This window comes from Sphingosinicella rhizophila (genome assembly GCF_032378825.1).
In the GTDB taxonomy this organism is placed as follows: domain Bacteria; phylum Pseudomonadota; class Alphaproteobacteria; order Sphingomonadales; family Sphingomonadaceae; genus Allosphingosinicella; species Allosphingosinicella rhizophila.
Window position 1 is genome coordinate 194350 of record NZ_JAVUPU010000007.1, and the last position, 19188, is coordinate 213537.

General features: G+C 62.9%; 16 protein-coding genes. 14 read left to right on the forward strand and 2 right to left on the reverse strand.

What is annotated here, in order from left to right; genetic code table 11:
• Positions 1–251: 251 nt before the first annotated feature.
• A complete protein-coding gene (locus RQX22_RS14595; protein WP_315727286.1) occupies positions 252–1376 on the forward strand; it encodes a dipeptidase in 1125 nt (374 codons plus the stop codon).
• 53 nt (positions 1377–1429) lie between these two features.
• On the opposite strand, the gene RQX22_RS14600 is transcribed toward RQX22_RS14595, so the two are convergent.
• On the reverse strand, positions 1430–2503 hold the full coding sequence (locus tag RQX22_RS14600) for an alpha/beta fold hydrolase (protein ID WP_315727287.1): 1074 nt from the start codon (positions 2501–2503) through the stop codon (positions 1430–1432).
• 141 nt (positions 2504–2644) lie between these two features.
• On the opposite strand from RQX22_RS14600, the gene paaK reads away from it, so the two are divergent.
• Genes paaK through RQX22_RS14615 form a run of 3 tightly spaced genes read left to right on the forward strand, consistent with a single transcriptional unit; the run spans position 2645 to position 4682 of the window.
• On the forward strand, positions 2645–3952 hold the full coding sequence (paaK, locus tag RQX22_RS14605) for a phenylacetate--CoA ligase PaaK (protein WP_315727288.1): 1308 nt from the start codon (positions 2645–2647) through the stop codon (positions 3950–3952).
• Positions 3953–3975: 23 nt separating this feature from the next.
• Positions 3976–4359 carry a hypothetical protein gene (locus tag RQX22_RS14610; protein ID WP_315727289.1) on the forward strand — a complete coding sequence of 128 codons (384 nt, stop codon included), beginning with the start codon at positions 3976–3978 and terminating at the stop codon, positions 4357–4359.
• Positions 4356–4682 (forward strand): hypothetical protein, encoded by a 327-nt coding sequence (locus tag RQX22_RS14615; protein ID WP_315727290.1) that lies wholly within the window; start codon positions 4356–4358, stop codon positions 4680–4682. The genes RQX22_RS14610 and RQX22_RS14615 overlap by 4 nt, the downstream gene beginning before the upstream one ends.
• Before the next feature lie 27 nt (positions 4683–4709).
• On the opposite strand, the gene RQX22_RS14620 is transcribed toward RQX22_RS14615, so the two are convergent.
• A complete protein-coding gene (locus tag RQX22_RS14620) occupies positions 4710–5285 on the reverse strand; it encodes an SRPBCC family protein (protein ID WP_315727291.1) in 576 nt (191 codons plus the stop codon).
• Between the two features lie 200 nt (positions 5286–5485).
• Between RQX22_RS14620 and RQX22_RS14625 the strand changes: the two genes are divergently transcribed.
• The 10 genes from RQX22_RS14625 (at position 5486) to RQX22_RS14670 (ending at position 19186) form a co-directional block, all read left to right on the forward strand.
• Complete coding sequence (locus RQX22_RS14625) at positions 5486–6007, forward strand: RNA polymerase sigma factor (protein WP_315727292.1); 522 nt, start codon at positions 5486–5488, stop codon at positions 6005–6007.
• Positions 6004–7032 carry a FecR family protein gene (locus RQX22_RS14630; protein WP_315727293.1) on the forward strand — a complete coding sequence of 343 codons (1029 nt, stop codon included), beginning with the start codon at positions 6004–6006 and terminating at the stop codon, positions 7030–7032. The genes RQX22_RS14625 and RQX22_RS14630 overlap by 4 nt, the downstream gene beginning before the upstream one ends.
• 185 nt (positions 7033–7217) lie before the next feature.
• On the forward strand, positions 7218–9695 hold the full coding sequence (locus RQX22_RS14635; protein ID WP_315727294.1) for a TonB-dependent receptor: 2478 nt from the start codon (positions 7218–7220) through the stop codon (positions 9693–9695).
• 57 nt (positions 9696–9752) lie between these two features.
• Positions 9753–11198, forward strand: coding sequence for an amidohydrolase family protein (locus tag RQX22_RS14640; RefSeq protein WP_315727295.1), 1446 nt, complete (start codon positions 9753–9755; stop codon positions 11196–11198).
• A gap of 30 nt (positions 11199–11228) precedes the next feature.
• The gene (locus RQX22_RS14645) at positions 11229–12080 is read left to right on the forward strand and encodes an alpha/beta hydrolase (protein ID WP_315727296.1); all 852 of its coding nucleotides are present in this window, start codon (positions 11229–11231) and stop codon (positions 12078–12080) included.
• Positions 12081–12171: 91 nt separating this feature from the next.
• Positions 12172–14160, forward strand: a complete 1989-nt coding sequence (locus RQX22_RS14650) for a S9 family peptidase (RefSeq protein ID WP_315727297.1) — start codon at positions 12172–12174, stop codon at positions 14158–14160.
• Positions 14161–14198: 38 nt separating this feature from the next.
• Positions 14199–15599, forward strand: a complete 1401-nt coding sequence (locus RQX22_RS14655) for a M14 family zinc carboxypeptidase (RefSeq protein ID WP_315727298.1) — start codon at positions 14199–14201, stop codon at positions 15597–15599.
• 74 nt (positions 15600–15673) lie between these two features.
• Positions 15674–17221 (forward strand): prolyl oligopeptidase family protein, encoded by a 1548-nt coding sequence (locus RQX22_RS14660; RefSeq protein ID WP_315727299.1) that lies wholly within the window; start codon positions 15674–15676, stop codon positions 17219–17221.
• On the forward strand, positions 17119–17769 hold the full coding sequence (locus RQX22_RS14665; protein ID WP_315727300.1) for a prolyl oligopeptidase family serine peptidase: 651 nt from the start codon (positions 17119–17121) through the stop codon (positions 17767–17769). Before RQX22_RS14660 ends, RQX22_RS14665 begins: the two co-directional genes overlap by 103 nt.
• A complete protein-coding gene (locus RQX22_RS14670) occupies positions 17762–19186 on the forward strand; it encodes an MFS transporter (RefSeq protein ID WP_315727301.1) in 1425 nt (474 codons plus the stop codon). Before RQX22_RS14665 ends, RQX22_RS14670 begins: the two co-directional genes overlap by 8 nt.
• Positions 19187–19188: the final 2 nt, after the last annotated feature.

The following is a 19188-nucleotide window of genomic DNA, read 5'->3' on the forward strand; positions in this document are numbered from 1 at the left end:
GTCGTTTGAGGTGGAAACGCGTCGCGCTTCCACCAATGACGTGAATCAGGCGCCATGCAAATGTCCAGGCTAAGCCCCCGGAATCCTGCCGCGCCGGATCCGTGCGAACCTCCGGTAGGAAATCTCCTCCTCAGCCTTAGCGATTGGCCGTTGCTTTCAGCACGCAAGCCCTGGATCATCCGACGTGGGCAAGGGAGGCTGGGGACATTGGTCCGGGCAGGCCGAGCGATCGACATGGGGGAGAGGCAAGGATGGCGATTTCACGCAGGCAGATGATCGGCGGCGCGCTGGCGACGACGGCAACGGCGCCGTTCGTCAGCAGGTCGGTGCGCGCGGAGAACAGGGCCTATCCGCCGCGCGAATATCCCAAGCGGGTGGTCGATCTGGTCAATGAATCGCTGGTGCTGGACATGCTCCACCCGATCAAGATCGCCAAGGAGCCGGCGCCGATGACGGATCAGCTTGCCGCCGATTACCGGGCGAGCGGCATCGACGCCATTCTCAACGGAGTCGGGATCGGCGGACCCGACGCACGCGACCAGGTGCTCTCCTACTTCGCTTTGTGGGGACATTATGTGCAGGTGAATTCCCACGTCTTCACCGGCGTCGGCAAGATGGCGGACATCCTCCGCGCCAAACGCGACGGCAAGGTTGCGGTGATCATGGGCGTCCAGAATAGCGAGCATTTCCTGAAGAAGGAGGACGTCAAATTCTTCTACGATCTCGGCCAGCGCGTGTCGCAGCTGACCTACAACACGCAGACGCGCATCGGCTCGGGCTCGACCGAGCGGGTCGATGGCGGCCTCAGCGATTTCGGCATTGCGATCGTGGAGGAGATGAACAAGGTCGGCATGCTGGTCGACGTGTCGCATTGCGGCCCGCGCACGACCTTGGATGCGATCGCGGCCTCGCCCAGGCCGATCGCCATCACTCACAGCAATTGCAAGGCGCTCAACGACCATCCCCGGCTCAAGACGGACGAGGCGATCAGGGCCTGCGCCGCAAAGGGCGGGGTGATGGGGATCGCCGGGGTGCGCAATTTCGTCACCGCCGCCGAACCGACCACGCTGGCCGCTATGGTCGACCATATCGATCATGCGGTGAAGCTGGTCGGCATCGATCATGTCGGCCTGGGCAGCGACCTCGACCTCTACGGCTATGACGACATGCCGGAGGATTATAAGAAATGGATGCTGAGCATCCTCAACCCCAGCTACAAGTTCCGGGAGAAGTGGGACACGGACGGCTTCGATCATGCACGCCGGGTCTACGACCTGACCGAGGAGCTGTTGCGGCGCAATTACTCCAAGGACAATATCCAGGCGATCCTGGGCGGCAATTTCCAGCGCCTGCTGACGTCCACCTGGGGCGGCTGAGGGCGCTCGACCGTCGCAGCGGTTCGGCAAACGCGGGGGATCGAAAAGAAGCGCTAATATTCCGCGGCGGGTGAGGCGGTCGCTTCGTCTTTGCGCACTGCGGCGACCACTTCCGCCACCGCCTTGACGACCAGGTCCGGCCGGTCATTCTGGATATAATGGGTCGCATCGGGGACGAGGATATGGCGCGAGCGCGTCGACCAGCCCGCTTCCTCCGCCGTCAGCAGCCGCCATTGCGCAACGAAATCCCTGGCATCCTGCTCCGTCATGCCGAAGGCCTCGAACTGATCGATCGGCAATTTCTGCGCGGTCAGCACCACCAGCGGACGATCGCTGAGATCGCGGAGCTTGCCGGCCTGGTCGAGGCTCCTGTCCAGCGACGCGGCTTCCTTGAGGGTGCCGGCGAGCGTCATCGCCGCATAAGCGCGGCCTACCTCGGCCGTCCGCCTGGAAAAGCCCGACGGGGTGCCGGGATCCTCGCCGGCCATCAGCAGGCGCGGCAGGCCGGACCATCCGAACCTGGCCAGCAAGCGCTGCGTTCCGTACATCTCCTGGACCCGCTTGTCCGCGGCAAGGACGGCGGGCGGGAGGCGCCGCTTCTGATCGGGATGGGACGCATCCACGAAAACCAGGCCCTTCACCTGGTCGCCATATTTGCGGACGTAGGTCATGCTGTAAGGACCGCCGAGCGAGTGGCCGACAAGCACGATCGGGCCGTCGATATGGGCGGCGGCGAGCAGCGCATGGAGATCGTCGGCAATTGCTTCGGCATCCTGCTTCGGCTTGGGATCGCTCCACATCACTCCGGCACGGTCATAGGCGCATGTGCGGCTGTCTTGTGCGATCGCGTCATGGACCTTGTCCCAGGCGAGCGAGCCGTTGGAATCGAGGCCGGCCTCCAGGATGATCGTGGGGGATCCGGTGCCGCGGCAATCCAGGTGCATGTTGCGGCCGCCAATGTCGATCATCCGGCCAGGGGGCGGATAATCGTTGCGCGCGCGTGCACGTTCCACCTGCTCCCAGACGATCCCGGCGGCGATCAGGGCAGCCAGCAGGGTCAGGATGGCGGTGCCGATCCACTTCAGTGCGCGCAGCAGCTTCGATGACCCGTTTGGTGCCGTCGCCATGATGCTCTCTCCCCGTCCCCGGTCGAAGATGGGCCGGTGCGGCGGCGATGTCCACTGCCATTGCGGGTGCGCGGAAGGACGGTGCCGATGCGGCCGGGATCGTCTATGGGGGCCAGGCCAATAGCCGAAGGATTGCGAACCTTGTCTTTCCCGATCGCCGCCGAACCGTTTCAGCTGGACGCCAACGAGACGCTGTCGCCGGACCAATTGCGCGTGCTGCAGACCCGGCGGATGAAGGCGAGCCTGGCCCATGCCTTTGCCGGGAATCCGCATTTCCGGCAGACCTGCCGCGACGCAAGGGTCGCTCCGGACGATTTCGCCGACCTCGCCGATCTTCGAAAATTCCCCTTTTCCGGCAAGGCGGATCTCCGTGCTGCCTATCCGTTCGGCTATTTCGCGGTGCCGATGCGCGATATCGCCCGCATCCATGCTTCGTCGGGCACCACCGGCAATCCGACCGTGGTGGGCTATACCAGGGACGATATCCGCACCTGGGCGGGCCTCGTCGCGCGATCGATCCATGCCGCCGGCGGCCGCCCGGGAATGAAGGTCCATGTCGCTTATGGCTACGGCCTCTTCACCGGCGGGCTGGGCGCCCATTATGGCGCGGAGGAACTGGGCTGCACCGTCATCCCGATGTCGGGCGGCCAGACCGAGAAGCAGATCCAGCTGATCCAGGATTTCAAGCCCGAGATCATCATGGTGACGCCCAGCTATATGCTGAGCCTGCTCGACGAACTGGAAGCGCGCGGCATCGATCCGCGATCGACGTCGCTGCGGATCGGCATCTTCGGCGCCGAGCCCTGGACGGAAGCGATGCGGGCCGAGATCGAGGCGCGGCTGGCGATACGCGCGGTCGACATTTACGGCCTGTCGGAAGTGATCGGGCCGGGCGTCGCCCAGGAATATGGCGCGACCCAGGACGGTCCGACCATCTGGGAAGACCATTTCTATCCGGAAATCGTCGATCCCGAAACGGGCGAGCCGTTGCCGGACGGGGAGGAAGGCGAGCTGGTCTTCACGTCGCTCAGCAAGCAGGCGATGCCGATCATCCGCTACCGCACCCGCGACCTGACCCGGCTATTGCCCGGATCGCAGGGGCCGATGCGCCGGATGGCGAAGATCACCGGCCGCTCCGACGACATGCTGATCATCCGCGGCGTCAACGTCTTTCCGAGCCAGATCGAGGAGCAATTGCTGAAATGCGCCGGCCTCGCTCCGCATTATCTGATCGAGATCAGCCGGCCCGGGCGGATGGACGAGATGACAGTGCAGGTCGAGCGGCGCACGGATTGCGGCGAAGGGGAGGGGGCTGCCCATGGGCGCGAACTCGCCCAATATATCAAGGTTCATATCGGCATCAGCGTCACGGTCGAGGTCGTTGCGTCGGGCAGCTTGCCGCGCTCCATGGGCAAGGCCGCGCGGATCCGGGACCTGCGCGGATCTTAAGCGCCGGCAGCGGAGGAATTCGAATGCATCTGCCTGTCTCGCGCCTCGGCCGCATCCTGAGCATCATCATCGCCGGCACCTGCCTCGCAGCCGAAGCGAAAGCCGATGACCTTCAGGACAAGCTGCTGGCCGGAGCGCGGGCGACGCGAGCGGATTCATTCGGCTTTCGCCGCACCCTCGTGATCGACAGCAGCGACAATCCGCGCAAGGTGTTGGTGGAGCAATATGATCCCCGCCGTCCGCTCGCCCAGCAATGGTCGCTGATCAGTGTCGATGGTCGCGCTCCCACCGCCAAGGAGAGGGCGGATGCACGCAGGCCAAAAGAGGGCCGGTTCCATCCTATGCCGAATTGGCGAAGTGGATCGGCGCGCCCGCGACCCGGGCAGACGCTTCGGGCGGCATCGTGACCTATCGCTTTGCCCGCCTCCCGGCGGGCACGCTCAGGATCGGATCGCACGATGCCTCCGCGCACACGCAGGCCGAGGCAGTGGTGAACGTCAAGGGCAAGACGCCGTTCGTCGAGCGGATAAAGTTCACATCGACCAGGAAGTTCAGGTTGATGCTGGTCGCATCCGTTCGGAGCATGACCATCACCGGCCGCTATACATTGCTGCCGAACGGAGCCGCCGTCCCGGCCGAGGCCTCCAGCCTGCTGGACGGATCGATGCTCGGAAAATCCGGCCAGATGAAGACGGTGGCGACCTTCAGCGACTTTCGCGCGGCCAGATAGGATCGCCCGATCGACTGCGGCCGCGGATCAGCGTTCCACGAGCTGCTTCAGGAGGACCAGCCCTTCGGTCATGGTTTTATGCGCGCCGCCAAGGATCACATCCTTCGCCATGGGCTTCCCATTTTCGTCGATCATCGTCTCCTGTTGGCAATAGACATGATATTCGACGCGCGTGCCGGCGCCGTCCGGCGTCAATGTCCAGGTTGCGTAGCCGATCAGGCCCCCCTCCTTCTTGTCGAGGCGGATCGTCCGCCGCTGTTCCGGGACAAGCTCGGCATTCACGACGAAATAATGGAAGTCGTCGCCGCCGTCCGCCATCGCCTTGAACCTTTCGCCGACGGCACCCGGCTCCCCGCTGTCATGGACGAGGGGGGTGCGTGCCTTGGACCGCCATGAATTGGTGTCGAGAATATAGGGCCAGATTTTCGCAGGCGTTGCCGCGATCACAACCTCGCTATGGACGATGAAGTCGAAATATCTGTCCGCCTTTCCGGCCGTGTCCTGCATCGTTGCTTGCGACGTTTGAGCGTGAAGCTGAGGCACGAAAGCCAGCGACGACAGGGCCGCCAGGGCAAATGCTCGTTTCACGATGATCCCTGCCATTTTCGTCCCCCTTTTTTCTTACGTCTGTCCCTGTTCCACCAGAAGCTCGCGTTCGGCAAGCGCAGCGTCTGCTCCTATTTTCGCCGTGGCCAGATTTCGAACCTCCGCTCCGCGTCCTGCTCACCGGACACGTGCAAGATGCTAGTTCCGCCGGAGTCATGCGTCTTACGTGACGAGGCAAATGGAACTAATCGTATCAAATGGCACCACAGGCGCAGGATTTCGGGGATTTCGAGAATCTCAACCGGCGGTTCCGGCCGGCATTGATGGCCTATTTCCTGCGCCGGCTGCACAATCATGCCGATGCGGAGGATCTGACCCAGGCGGTGTTCGTCCGGCTCGCCGCGCTTCCACCCAAGGAACTCCAATCCCCTGAAGCCTATGTCTTTCAAATCGCGGCCAACCTGCTCAAAGACCGGTTCCGGCGCGATCGGGTCAGGGCCGATTATAGTGCCAGCCTGAACGCCGTAGAGGGGCGCGGGATCGATCCGATTGATCCGCTCAGGATCGTCAGCGGTCGCGAGGATCTAGCCAAGCTGCGCGAGGGGCTGGCGGCGCTTCCCGAACGCGTGCGCGCAACGTTCCTTCTTTCCCGCCTCGAAAATGTCGAACGCCGCACATTGGCGGAAACCTATGGTGTGAGTATCAGTACGATCGATCGCGATTTGGCGAAGGCGCTCGCCGCCCTGACCCGCAAGATCCTGGGGGAACAGACACCATGACGCAGCGGGGCGATCAAGGCAATCCCGGGGACCTGCTGGAGACGGCCGGGTTCTGGTGCGTGCGCGTGGCGCATGGCGATCTGAGCCTGACCGAACAGCGCGAATTCGACGCTTGGATATCAGCGTCCGATGCGCATGGCCGGGCCTTCGACGATGTCGTGCGGACCTGGCACAGCATCGATGCGGTCAGTCTTCAGCCCGATGTCATCGCGCATCGTTCGCAGGCGCTGGAGGATTTCAGCCGTGCCAATTCGCGTAGGTGGCGCGCGCCCCTGCTTCGGGCACGGCGGCTGTTCGCACTGGCAGCATCGATTGCATTGCTGTTCCTGGGCTATGGGCTCTACGACCATTATGCCTTCAAGACATATGCGACCACCACCGGCGAACGACGGATCGTGCAGCTCGACGACGGGTCGCGAATTTCGCTGGATGCCGATAGCGAGGTCAAAGTCCGCTATTCCGGTGATCGCCGCGAGCTCAGACTGGCGCGTGGCCGGGCCAAGTTCGACGTGGCGAAGGATTCCCTGCGGCCTTTCACCGTCCTTGCCTCTGAGCGGATCGTGATTGCCACCGGGACAGCCTTCAGCGTCGAACTGATCAACCGGAGGATAGAGGTGATCCTCTACGAAGGCAGAGTAGCGGTATTGGAGGACAGCGACCGCGCGGGTCCCGCATCGACAAGCGATGGGCCGGGACACCCGCGACGCGAGGTTCAATTGTTGCCGGGCATGGAACTTATGACGACTGCCGCGGGCAAGGAGCTTGTGTCGCAAACGGATGCAAGCCGTTCTTTGACATGGGAGGCAGGCCTGCTCACCTTTGAGGATGAACCTCTCCAGATCGCGGTAGAACGGGTCAATCGCTATTCCGACGTGAAGCTCGCGGTTGCCGACATCGGCACCGCCCGATTGCCGGTCAACGGCGTCTATCCGGCCGGAGATATCCGGGCCTTCGTCGAAGGCGTCACCGGCGTGCTTCCCGTGCGAACCGAATTGCGCGAGGGCGTTCGCACCTTCGTGCAATGAATTTCCCGATCCGATTACGAATAAGGGACGCGACTTCCTTTTCGAGGCGTCGACACGGCCGTTCCAACGCAGATTCGGCCCCGCTCGTCGGCCGGGCAGGAAAAATTCACGACTGAATGCTAGCTCCACCGATCAGGCGCGTCTTACTCTTCAGCATCGACATTAAGTCGGGCGAAGAGGGGGATATGATGCACCGGAATCTTTCGTCATTTGCCCGGCTATCGGGGAGCGCCGCAGCAGCAGCGATTGTTTTCGCGATGCCGCTGGCCGCGCAGGCGCAGGCCGCCACTTACAGTTTCGATATTCCGTCGCAGGATTTGGGAAAAGCGCTGCGCACCTTCGGGCGTGTTTCACGTCAGCCGGTGTCGTTCAACAGCATTTTGACGCGCGGCAAAAGATCGGCGCAGATCAAGGGCAACTATACCGTCGATGAAGGGCTGCGCGCTCTGCTTGGTGACTCGGGCCTGTCCTACACGCGCGGCGCGTCCGGCGTGTTGATGGTCACCGGCCAGACCAGCGTAGCCGAACCGGTCGCCCAGGGCGGCCCGACAGGTGACCAGGCTGCCGCCGATAGCGCCGCAGATATCAATGCGGACGATAGCAGTGGTGATATCGTCGTCACCGCGCAAAAGCGGGAGGAACGGCTGAAGGACGTCCCCGCCGCAGTGACCGCTGTGACGGCGGACACGTTCCAGGAAATCAACGCGACCAAGATCGAGGATTATGTCGCGCGCATCCCCGGCCTGACCGTATCGCAAGTCGGCGGCGCCCAGGCGGCCACCCAGCTCACCATCCGCGGCATCTCCACCGGCCCCGGCGGCAATCCCACCGTCGGCATATATATCGACGGATCGCCGTTCGGTGCTTCGAATGGCACCGGTGCCTATACTATCCCCGACATCGATCCGCAGGATCTTGCCCGGGTCGAAGTGCTGCGCGGACCTCAAGGGACGCTTTACGGAGCCGGATCGCTCGGCGGCCTGTTCAAATATGTCACCGCCGACCCAGATCCGAGCCGCTTCTTCGGACGCCTCCAGGTCGACGCTTCGACCGTCGATGGCGGTGGCGAGGGCTATGGCATACGCGGCGCCATCAATGTCCCACTCGCCGAAAATGCGGCGATGCGCGTTAGCGGTTTTTACCGGCTCGATCCCGGCTATGTCGACAATGTCCTGCTTGACGAGAAGAACGTCAACGAGCTCGAAAATTACGGTTTCCGCGCCGCGCTCGGCTGGGATCTGGGCGAGAATTGGAAGGTGCGGCTTGCCGCGCTCTACCAGCATTATGACGGCCAGGCAGCGATCGTCGACTATAACAGCTTCACCATGGTGCCGGCCTTCGGGGATCTGAAACAGGAGCGCGCGTTCGGCGCCGCCGACACCGCGCAGAATGTGGGCGCCTACAGTCTGCAGATCGAAGGCGATCTCGGCTTCGCCACCCTGACGTCGGCGAGCGCCTACAATCACCAGAAGATGCTCTTCAATCTCGATTATACGACGGTATTGGGACCGCTCTTTCCCATTCCAGACCTGGGCCTGAAGGTCCACAACCCGGCCTCGCTCGATAAATATAGCCAGGAAATTCGCCTCACCTCGCCGTCCACCAACCGGCTATCGTGGCAGATCGGCGGCTTCTACACCCATGAAAAGTTCGAGACGCTCGCGCGGATCGAGACGTTCGACAAATTCACGGGCGTGCCGATTACCGGTTTGCCCGATATCGGTTCGGCCGATGGGAGCACGAAGTTCGAGGAGATTGCCGGTTTCGGCAACATCACCTACCGATTCAGCGACCAGTTCGACGTCACTGCGGGCCTGCGCTACAGCAGCAACAAGCAACATAATGTCACGGCCTATACGGGCCTTCTTTTCGGTAACAAGACCGACGATGCGCGGTCGTCGGACAACAGCCTTACTTTCCTGGTCAATCCCAGGCTGCGGCTGAACGAGAATTTGATGGTCTACGGCCGGATCGCGAGCGGCTTCCGGCCCGGCGGTCCCAACTATGTTCCAGGGCTTTCAGCCTATGAGCCGGACAAGGTGACTGATTATGAAATCGGCCTGAAGGCGGATGTCCTCGACCGGAAAATGAGCATTGAGCTTTCGGCTTACTGGATCGATTGGAAGAACATCCAGATCCAGCGGGTCAATACTCTGGGCTCGTTCATCGACAATGGGCCGTCGGCGGTCAGCAAAGGGCTCGAGGCTTCGGTCTCGTGGCGGCCGGTGCGCGGCCTCGATCTCTATGCCAATGCGGCCTATAATGATGCCCATCTCACCGAGGACATGCCGGTGGGATCGGCGATCGGCTTCGATGGCGACCGCTTGCCACTGAGCGCACGCTTCACCGCCGCGGCCGGCTTCAATTATCAGATGCCGCTTTCCGGTGAATGGAATGCCACTCTCGGCGGCGATTTTCGTCATGTCGGAGACAGGCTCGGCGCCTTCCCGAATCCGGGCCAGCCTCGCTTCGTATTGCCCTCCTATGAGATCGTCGATCTCCGTGTGGGCGTGTCCGACGATCGCTGGTCGCTGACGGTCTTTGCCAAGAACCTCACCGACGCCCGCGGCCGCAGCGCCGACGTCAATCTGGGCGTCGGCTTAACCAGCGTGTCGATCATTCAGCCGCGCACGTTCGGCGTGTCGGGTGCAGTGAAGTTCTGATATGTTCCGCGGCTGCGCCGATCGAGGCGCAGCCGCCCTTTTTACTTGGGTGCGCAAATGCACAAGCTCGTAATCGGCGCCACCATCATCGATGGCGTCTCAGACAAGTCGCGCGAAGGCGACGCGATCCTGATCGTGGACGGCCGCATCAGCGCGATTGGCCGCCACGACCAGCTGGCGGTTCCGGCGGATGCCGAGATCGTAGACATGAGCGGCAAGTTCGTCATTCCCGGACTGCTCAATGCCAATGTCCATCTGTTGGTCAACGCCTCGCTCGAAACGCTGTTGCGTTTCGAAGGCCGCTACGAGGAGTTGATCACCGAGGCGGCGCAGGTCGCCCTGAAGGCCGGCATGACCACCGTCTTCGATACATGGGGACCGCGCAAGGTCTTGATGACGGTCCGCGACCGGATCGATCGCGGGGAAACCATCGGCAGTCGCATCCGCTGCGCGGGCAACATCATCGGCTTCGATGGCCCATTTTCGGGCGATTTCTTTGCCAAGGCGGCCGAGGTCGCGAGCAGCTGGTTTGTCGATCGGGTCAATGCGACCTGGGTCGAGAATAGCGGGCGGCATCTGATGTGGATGACGCCGGCCCAGGTCGGCGAAGAGGTCCGAACCTATATCGAGCGCGGCATCGACTTCGTGAAATATGGCGCGACCGAACATGGCGGCATGGCCGCCGGCGCCTTCCTGCAATTTTCCGAGCTGGCGCAGCGCGCCATCGTCGATGAGGCCCATCGCGCCGGCCTCACCGCGCAATCGCACAGCACTTCGGTCGAAGGCCTGCGCATGTCGATCGAGGCGGGATGCGATCTGGTGACCCATTGCAACATGACCGGACCGGTGGCGATCCCCGAAGAAACGCTCGGGCTCTTCGCTCGCAGCCAATGCGGCGCGGTGATCTTCCCGCTGACCGATGCCGGGCTCGAGCACGTCAAGGGCACCGTCTCGGACCTCGAATGGACGATGTGGGGGGCTGCCGACACCAATGCCCGCAACCTCGTCCGCTCCGGTGCGCCCATCCTCCTCGCCAATGATGGCGGCGTCTTCGCACCGGAAATGCTGCGCGAGCCATGGCTCAAGGGCACCTGGAACGGCTTGCCCGAGGCCGAGGCCCTCGGCCGTCTCGCCACCGGCCATTTCGTCTGGCTCCGCGCAATGGAGGAGAAGGGCATGGCGCCGATGGATCTGTTGCGCGCGGCAACGCGCAATATTGCCCGGGCCTATAAGGTCGACGATGATTTCGGGACGCTCGAAGCGGGCAAGGTCGCCGACCTCCTCATCCTCGATGCCGATCCGCTGGAGGCCGCTCGCAATTACGAGCGCATCCACGCCGTCATGAAGGATGGCGCCTTGGTCGACCTGGCCGGATTGCCAGAGCACCCCCTGCTGACCGCAGACCTTCCCCCGCCGCTGGACGAAGAAGGAAATTACAAGCGCTTCCTCCACCATGGCGCGCGCATGCCGGGCTGTCCCTCGTGCGCGGCCGGCCAGCACTGAGGACATTGAACTCTCATAGAGGATCAGGACATGACTGCCATTTTGCCGCGACAGTTTATCGAACCGAACGTCCAGATCTTCGACCTTGCAGCCGAGGCCAATGGCGCAAGTTATGAAGTCCGGATCGGCCTGCCGTCGACCTATGCCACCGGTGATCGATCCTATCCGCTGCTGGTGATGCTCGATGCCGATGTCGCCTTCGGCACGGTCTATGAGACGATGATGCTGAACGCGATGTGGTCGCAGGCTCCGCTGGAACGGGAAAGGCAGCCTGTTCCCGAATATATCGTCGTCGGCATTTCCTTGCCGGACCGCGCCGAGAAGCCGTTTCGCCGCAATTTCGAATATATGCCGGGCGAAGACGGAACGGCCGCCTTCGACCTGCCGCGCCGTTACATGGAGCGGGTGAGCCAGTGGCTCGGGCAAGAGATCAAGCTGGGCGGCGCGCCGATCTTCCAGAAGGTGTTGGCGGAAGAGATCATCCCGGCGGTGGAGCAGCACTATCGCGTCTCGCCCGATGGCCGAATTCTGCTCGGCGCGTCGGCAGGCGGGTCCTTCTGCTGCTACACCTTGTTCAGCCGCCCGGAGCTGTTCGCTTATTATGTGATCGTCAGCCCGGGCATCGGCAGCACCACGATCTTCGATCTCGAAGCGGCTTGGGCGGAAAGCCATGATGATCTCGACGCGGGCGTCTATCTGTCGGCGGGACTGGACGAGGTCGGCGATGCTTTGATGATCCCGAGCAGCACCATCCGCCTCGCCGAGCAGCTTTCCGCCCGGCGCTACAAGAGCCTGCGTCTGCACCACATGATGTTCCCTGATGCCAATCACGTCGACACCGTCGCCCCGACCCTGGCGCGGGCGTTGAAGACTTTGCTGTGAAGGGCCGCGATTTGAAATCGCCCGACCAAGGTTAGACTGGGGCGCCGCCCCCTCCCCCGGGCGGCGCCCGTTTTTTCGGAGAAAGGTTCCCATGCCGGACACTGCCCAATCGAGCATCGCCGCCGCCACGACCAAGCGCGCCTTCGCGCAGGACGACAATTTCAAGTCGAAGCATGTCGGCGACGCGGTCGTGGCCGCCGACGGGTCGGTTTTCTACCAGTTGTTCGAGACGGTCGGCGATGCGGCCAGCGAGACCGAGCGGAAGCGCAGCACGATCTGGCGGGTGGATCCCGAGACGGCCGAGAAAGCCGAGATCACCGGCTGGGCCGCCAACGCGATGTCGCCCGCCATATCGGGCGACGGCTCCACCCTTTATTTCCTTGCCTCCACCGACAAAGCCGCGCCGCCTCAGCTCCACCGCTTGGTGATCAAGTCCGGCGCGCTGAACGCGCTCACCTCCCTCGAAACTGGCGTGACCATGTTCGCAGTGTCGCCTGGCAACGACCGGATCGCGCTCGCCGCCGTCGACCCGGAGGCGAAGAAGCGCAAGCCGAAGGCGCACACGCGCATCAAGACGCTCGTCTATCGCTTCGACTCACTGCCCGGCTATCTGCAGGATGCGCCGCAGGCGCTGCACGTCATGCCCGCGGGAGGGGGCGAGGAGCCCAAGGCGATCAGCCCCTATGACGGCCTGATCACGGCGATCCGTTGGTCTCCCGAAGGAGGCCGCATCGCCTATGTCGTCAACGGCCACAGTGGGGCGACCAAGTTCGCGATGGCCGGCGATCTCTACGTCACCGACGTAAAGGGCGAGCGCAAATTGATCCGCGAAGCGCAGATGGCCATGTCTCCGGAATGGACTCCTGATGGTCGCGGCATCATGGTGGCCAGCGCGCCCGAGGACAGTTTCGCTAAACAGTGGCAGCTTTATCTGGTCGACGCCGCGACGGGGGCAGAATCCTGCCGCACCGCCCAGCTCGATCGGTCGGTGCCCGGGACCTTCCAGGTCACCAGCCCGAGCGGCAGCGGCGCGATGCGGTTCGTGGTCGAGAACGACCAGTCGGTGATTTCCACAATTGCCTTTGGCGGCCAGGGCGCGATCTGCCGGATCGCGCTGAGCGGCGAAGAGTCAGTCGAGCCCATCCTGCGCGGCGACTTCATCGCCCGGCCCCTCGCACTGGCGGGCCGGAAATTGCTCTACAGCAAGCAGGACCTGTTCCATCCCGCAGAGCTGTGGATCATGGATCTGGACGGCAATGAGGATCGCGCGCTCACCGATCACAATGAAGGCTGGCAGGCGGAGATTGCCTGGCCGGCGCTCGAACGGGTCGAGGTCGAAAATGAGGGGATGAAGGTCGAGGGCTGGGTGATGAAGCCGGCCGGAGGCAAGGCGCCTTTCCCGGGCGTGCTCTACATTCACGGCGGGCCGCACGCCGCATTCGGCCATGGCTATTGCGAAGACATTCACGAGATGGTCGGTGCCGGTTATGCCGTGCTCTTCGCCAATCCGCGCGGCTCGACCCATTATGGCGATGCCTTTTCGACGGCGATCATCGAGCGCTGGGGCCATCCCGAACATGAGGATTTCATGGCGATGCTCGACGATCTTGTCGCCCGCAAGATCATCGATCCCGATCGGCTAGGCGTCACCGGTGTGTCGGGCGGTGGCCACCTGACCGCCTGGCTGATGACGCACACCGACCGTTTCAAGGCGGCGATCCCCGAACAGGGCGTCTATTCCATGATCAGCATGTACGGCGTGTCCGACGCCGGCGCCGATCTGATCGCGCTCGAGATGGGCGGCCATCCGCACGAGCAGCCGGAGCGCTATTGGGCGCTGTCGCCCGTCGCGCATGCCCATAGCTGCAAGACGCCGACTTTGCTGATCCAGGGCGAGAACGACATACGCTGCCCGATGGAGCAGGCCGAACAGCTCTACGCCATCCTCAAGATCAATGGCTGCGAGACCGAGTTTCTGCGGCTCGATAATTGCAAGCATGGCACGCAGATGATCGAGGATCCGTCGCTCCGCCGCGTCCGCATGGACGCGATCAAGGACTGGCTCGGACGCTATCTCTGAATCAGCCACACCTAACTTAAAACCAGAGGGAGGATATCATGCCCACCGGCTCTGCCATCAACATCGATGAGGCGCTCCACGCGCTGCCGCACTACGACAAATTCTGTTCCGTTGCGGAGCTGGACGCGTTCGCCGAAGAGTTGCGCGGCGATCCTCGCTTCACCGTCGAAGTGGCGGGCAGCAGCGAAAAAGGCGCACCCATTTATCATGTCCGCTTCGGGCGTGGTTCGCTCAAGGCGATGCTGGTCGGATCGATCCATTGCAACGAGCCGATCGGCGGCATCACCGTCCACGGCCTGATGTCATTGCTGAGGCAAGGGCATCCCGCCGTTGCGGAGGCGGATGTCGAATGGCACATCATTCCCTGCATCGACCCCGATGGCGCAAAGCTCAACGAAGGCTGGACCCAGCAGCCCTTCGACATCCGAGCTTACATGAAGGGCTTCCACGTTCAGGAGTTGGGCGAACAGGTCGATATGACCTTCCCGGTCCAGTATAAGGATATCAGCTTCGACCAGCCGGTCCCGGAATCGCGCATTTTGATGCGGCTGCTCGACGAGGTCAGACCGGATTTCTATTACCCATTGCACAATGCTTTGGCCGGCGGCGCGTTCTACGTCCTGAAGCACGATATCGGCCGCGAGCGCTACCAGGCCTTTTACGACCTGCTCGAGGAGAGCGGGCTGCCGCTCGAGCAGAACATCTTCCACAAGGTGATGTGCGACGAATATGGCGAGAGCGTCCTGTCGATGCCCGGCATTCCCAATTTCTACGAATTTTATGCGAAGTCGGGAGCTCCGCCCGCCGAATTCATCAAATTCGGCGAGACCAGTTCCGGCTATCTCGCGTCGATCAAGCCACAAGCGCAGTCGCTCGTAGTCGAGCTGCCCTATCTCAAGCACCCGATCACGCGTTCGCAAAAGGATACCGGCGAGAGTCTGCGCCAGCTCAAGATCCGCCAGGATGCGGACAACAAGTTTATCGTCACTGAGATCCTGACCGCATGGGACAAGGTCAAGGACGACCTCGACGCCGACAGCGCCCTATACCGCAAGGTGAAGCAGGGGACGGTTGCGTCGCGCGATCTTTTGCATGAAGGCATGTCGGCCTCGCCCGAGAAGACAAGGGACCTGCTCTATAATCCGAGCTACGGCCGGACGATGACAGAGAGCGAGCGGTTCACGCAACACGTCATGCGCCTCTACATGATGAGCCACGTCTACGAGTTCGTGCGGCTGCTCAAGGCGTCGCAGCAGACGGAGCGCGTGCGGCAGGCCATCGCGCGGCTGGAGCCGGTCTTCGACGAATTGCTGGACGACATTGCCTGCGGAATGGACGCCGAGCGACTGGAAATGGTCGACCATGACACGCTCGCCCGGATCATGATCGGCACTGGCCTGGTCGTGCTGGATGCGATGCTCGCCGATCGCGCGGAATAGGCGCCCGCGCAGGTTCAGCTGCAGATTTGATGACGAGGGCTAGGCGCCCCGCGACGTTGAGAGGAAACCCATCGATGCCCGATTATCCGCCTGCCCGCCGCGAAGACGTGATCAAGACTGTCGGCGGCGTCAGCTATCCCGATCCCTATGCCTGGCTGCACGAGGATAGCGAGGAAGCCTTGGCTTATGGCTGGGCCCAGAATGCGATTGCGGAACAGATTGCAAAAAACTCGCCGCGCTACGAGGCGGTCAAGGCGGAGGTATTGCACTGGCAGGAGAACGGATCCTTCCTCGACGCGCCGCGACTGAAAGGCGGCTGGTGGTTCTGGACCGACGAGGGCAATGAGCGGCAGCGAACAATCGCTCTGGTCCGGAACAAGGACGGGGGCGAGCCGAGAATTATCGCTGACACCATCTCCTTGGCTGCCGGTCGGACGGGCGGCGAGGAAAGCCGTCTCATGTACCTGGATCCGTCTCCCCAAGGACGTTTCGCCGCCTTGTTCTTCGCCGACGCCACCCTGGCGAACGGTGAGTGGCGAGTCGTGGAGACGGCAACCGGTCGACTGCTGCCGGTGGCTCTGCCGGCGTTCGCGCTCGGCAACCGCCCCGGATGGTTGCCGAACGAGTCCGGATTTTTCGTGGCCGCGCGGACGCCCGAGGGTGGCAACCTGCTCCGCTTCGTGCCGGTGACGGACGAGGCGGAGGCCTTCGAAGATCTTGCGATCTCGGATGATCTCCTCCCGGAGCATATTCCATCCTTCACGCCGCAAGTCTCACCCGATGGACGCCGCGTCGTCCTCAGTTCCGAACCGCATGAGCGGATAGCGATGGTGTTGGTCGACCTTGTCTCACGCGAGACGCGGGCCTTCTTACCCGCAGGCTGGCCGAACGAGTGCGATGGCGCGTGGCTGGATCCTGAAACCTATGTTGCGCGCATCACCGGCGATGCGCCGCGCGGCCGGGTCGTCGCCATCCCGGTTGCGACGTCGCAGGATGCGGGCAGCTGGCGCGAGCTCGTCGCCGAAGGCGAGGGTGCGATGCGCTTTGCCGGCCTGTGCGCGGGCCGTCTGGTCGTCGCCGATCTCGTCGATACCTCGGTGCGCTTCCGTACTTTCGACGCCGACGGAAGCAATGAGCGCGAAGTGCCGCTCGAAGCCATGGGGTCTTCGCCGGCATCGGAATTCCAGCGGACTTTGCGGTCGACCGATGCGCTGGCGATCATGCATCAGACATTCTTCCGATCGATCGCTACCTATGTCTATGATTTCGACAGCGGTGCGCTCAGCGAGTTCAGCCCGCCCAAGCACCGTTTGAACGGCATCCATGTCGAGCAGCGCTTCGCAACCAGCAAGGACGGCACGCGCATTCCCTATTCAATCGTTCGGAGGGACGGGCCGCGACAGGGGCCGCAGCCGACTTGGTCTACGGCTATGGTGGTTACAATATCTCGGTGGTGCCGGGCTTTCTCGGCCACGTCGTTCCGTTCGTCGAGGCGGGAGGCGTCTATGTCCGCGCCACATTGCGCGGCGGCGGTGAATATGGCCGTGACTGGTATGAAGCTGGCAAACTCGAGAACAAGCATAAGGTGTTCGAGGATCTGTTCGCGATCGCGGAGAATCTGATCGCGCGTGGCGAGGCGACGCCCGAGACGCTGGCGATGAACGGGCTGAGCAATGGCGGCCTGCTCGCCGGCGCCGCCATTGCCCACCGGCCGGACCTGTGGCGCGTCGTCGTCCCGCAAGTGCCCTTGTTCGACCTGATGGAAGGTTGGCCGCTTACCCCCGATTACGCGATGATCCGCGCGGTCGCCTACGAGGATTATGGCAATACCGAGAAGCCCGAGGAAGCCCGGATGGTCTTCGCCTGGTCGCCTTATCAGAATCTGAAGGATGATACGGCCTATCCGGCGGTGTTCCAGATATTCGGCGAAACGGATGCAGGCTGCCTGCCCTTCCACGGCCGCAAGTTCACCGCCGCGCTCCAGCACGCGAACACTTCCGACCGGCCGATCCTCTATCACTTGTGGAAGGGTGTCGGCCATCAGCCGCTCGATCCGGAAATCTCCGCCAGTTACTATGCAGAATGGCTGTGCTTCGTGATGGACCAGCTCGGCATGCCGAACGTGAAGCTGGGCGAATTCCGCGCGGCGAACGCAGGGGGCAATGGGTGAATTGGTGACGGCAAGCATAAGTCCATCACAGCCAGCGGCATCGACGGATCGGCAAAAAACCGGCGACTATGTGCTGAAGGGCGGCTGGTACACGCTCTGGGTGATGATGGCGCTGATGCTGGTGGCCAATGTCGACCGGCAGGTTCTCGTCCTGGCAGGCGCGCCGCTGGCGGTCGCGCTGGGGCTGACGGACAGCGAGCTCGGCATGGTCGAGGGACTGGCCTTCGCTATTTTTGCGGTCGTCGCAGTCTATCCGATCGCCTGGGCGGCCGATCGGTTCGACCGCCGGCTGGTCTTCGGTTTGTGCGTGCTTACCTGGTCGCTCGGCACAGCGGCGTGCGGCCTCGCACAGAATTTCGAGCAGCTTTTCCTCGCCGCCGTCGCGATCGCCGCCGGAGAGGCCGGGCTGATCCCGATCGGCGTTGCGTTCGTGCCGGATCTTTTCAAGGGACGCAAAAGACTGCTGGCCAACAGTTTCGTCTATTTCTTCGCCATGATGGGCGCTGCCGGCGGGCTGATGCTGGGCGGCGGCGCAATTGCGATGCTCGACGAATTCCGTAACGATCTACCGGCATCGCTGCAGGCGTTCGAATCCTGGCGGCTCGCCTTCTTCCTGGTCGCCCTGCCGACACCGATCTTTCTGCTGCTGCTGGCCTTTACCCGGCTGGCTTATCGTAGCGAAGTGCCCGAGGCTGCGAGTGAAGCGGCGCAGCAGCACGACTTCTGGCCCTTCCTGGGGCAGCATCGCCGGGCCGTGGCATCCGTGTTTGTCGGCATCGGCTGCTACATGCTCGGCATCGGCGGCTTTCTCGCCTGGCTTCCAGTCGTGGCGACCCGGCTGTTCGGCACGACGCCGGGCCAGAACGGATCGCTGATGGGCATCGCTACCGCCGTCGGCCTGACTGCGGGCGTCGCGATCGGCACCTATTTCGTTCGCCGGCTGGTGGTCCGGCTCGGGCCGGTCGCGTCGATCCGCTTTTACTGGATCGCGTTGCTGGCGGCCCTGCCGATCTTCATTACCTTTCCTTTCGTCGGTGCGGACTGGCAGCTCTTCGCGCTGTTTGGCCTGCTGATGCTGATCTTTACCGCCGTCGGCTGCGCAATTCCGACGATCCTGCAGGATATGGCGCCGCCCGACCTGCGCGGACGAATGTCGGCGATCTGGGGCATCGTCAACGGCACGCTCGCCGGCCTTTCGCCGACCTTGGTGGGATGGGTGTCCGGCTGGCTCGGCCCCGATCCCCGCCTGCTCCTTGTCGCCATCTGTCTGGTCGCGGCCCCGGCCTGGATTTTCGCGGCTTTGTCTTTCCGCATGGCCGAAAGGCCGTTCGCCGAACTCGTCAATGCGCTCTCCGCCGATCCCAAGCCGATCGTCGTGAACGTGGCCGATCATTTGTCGGAAATAGAAAAGGGATAAGC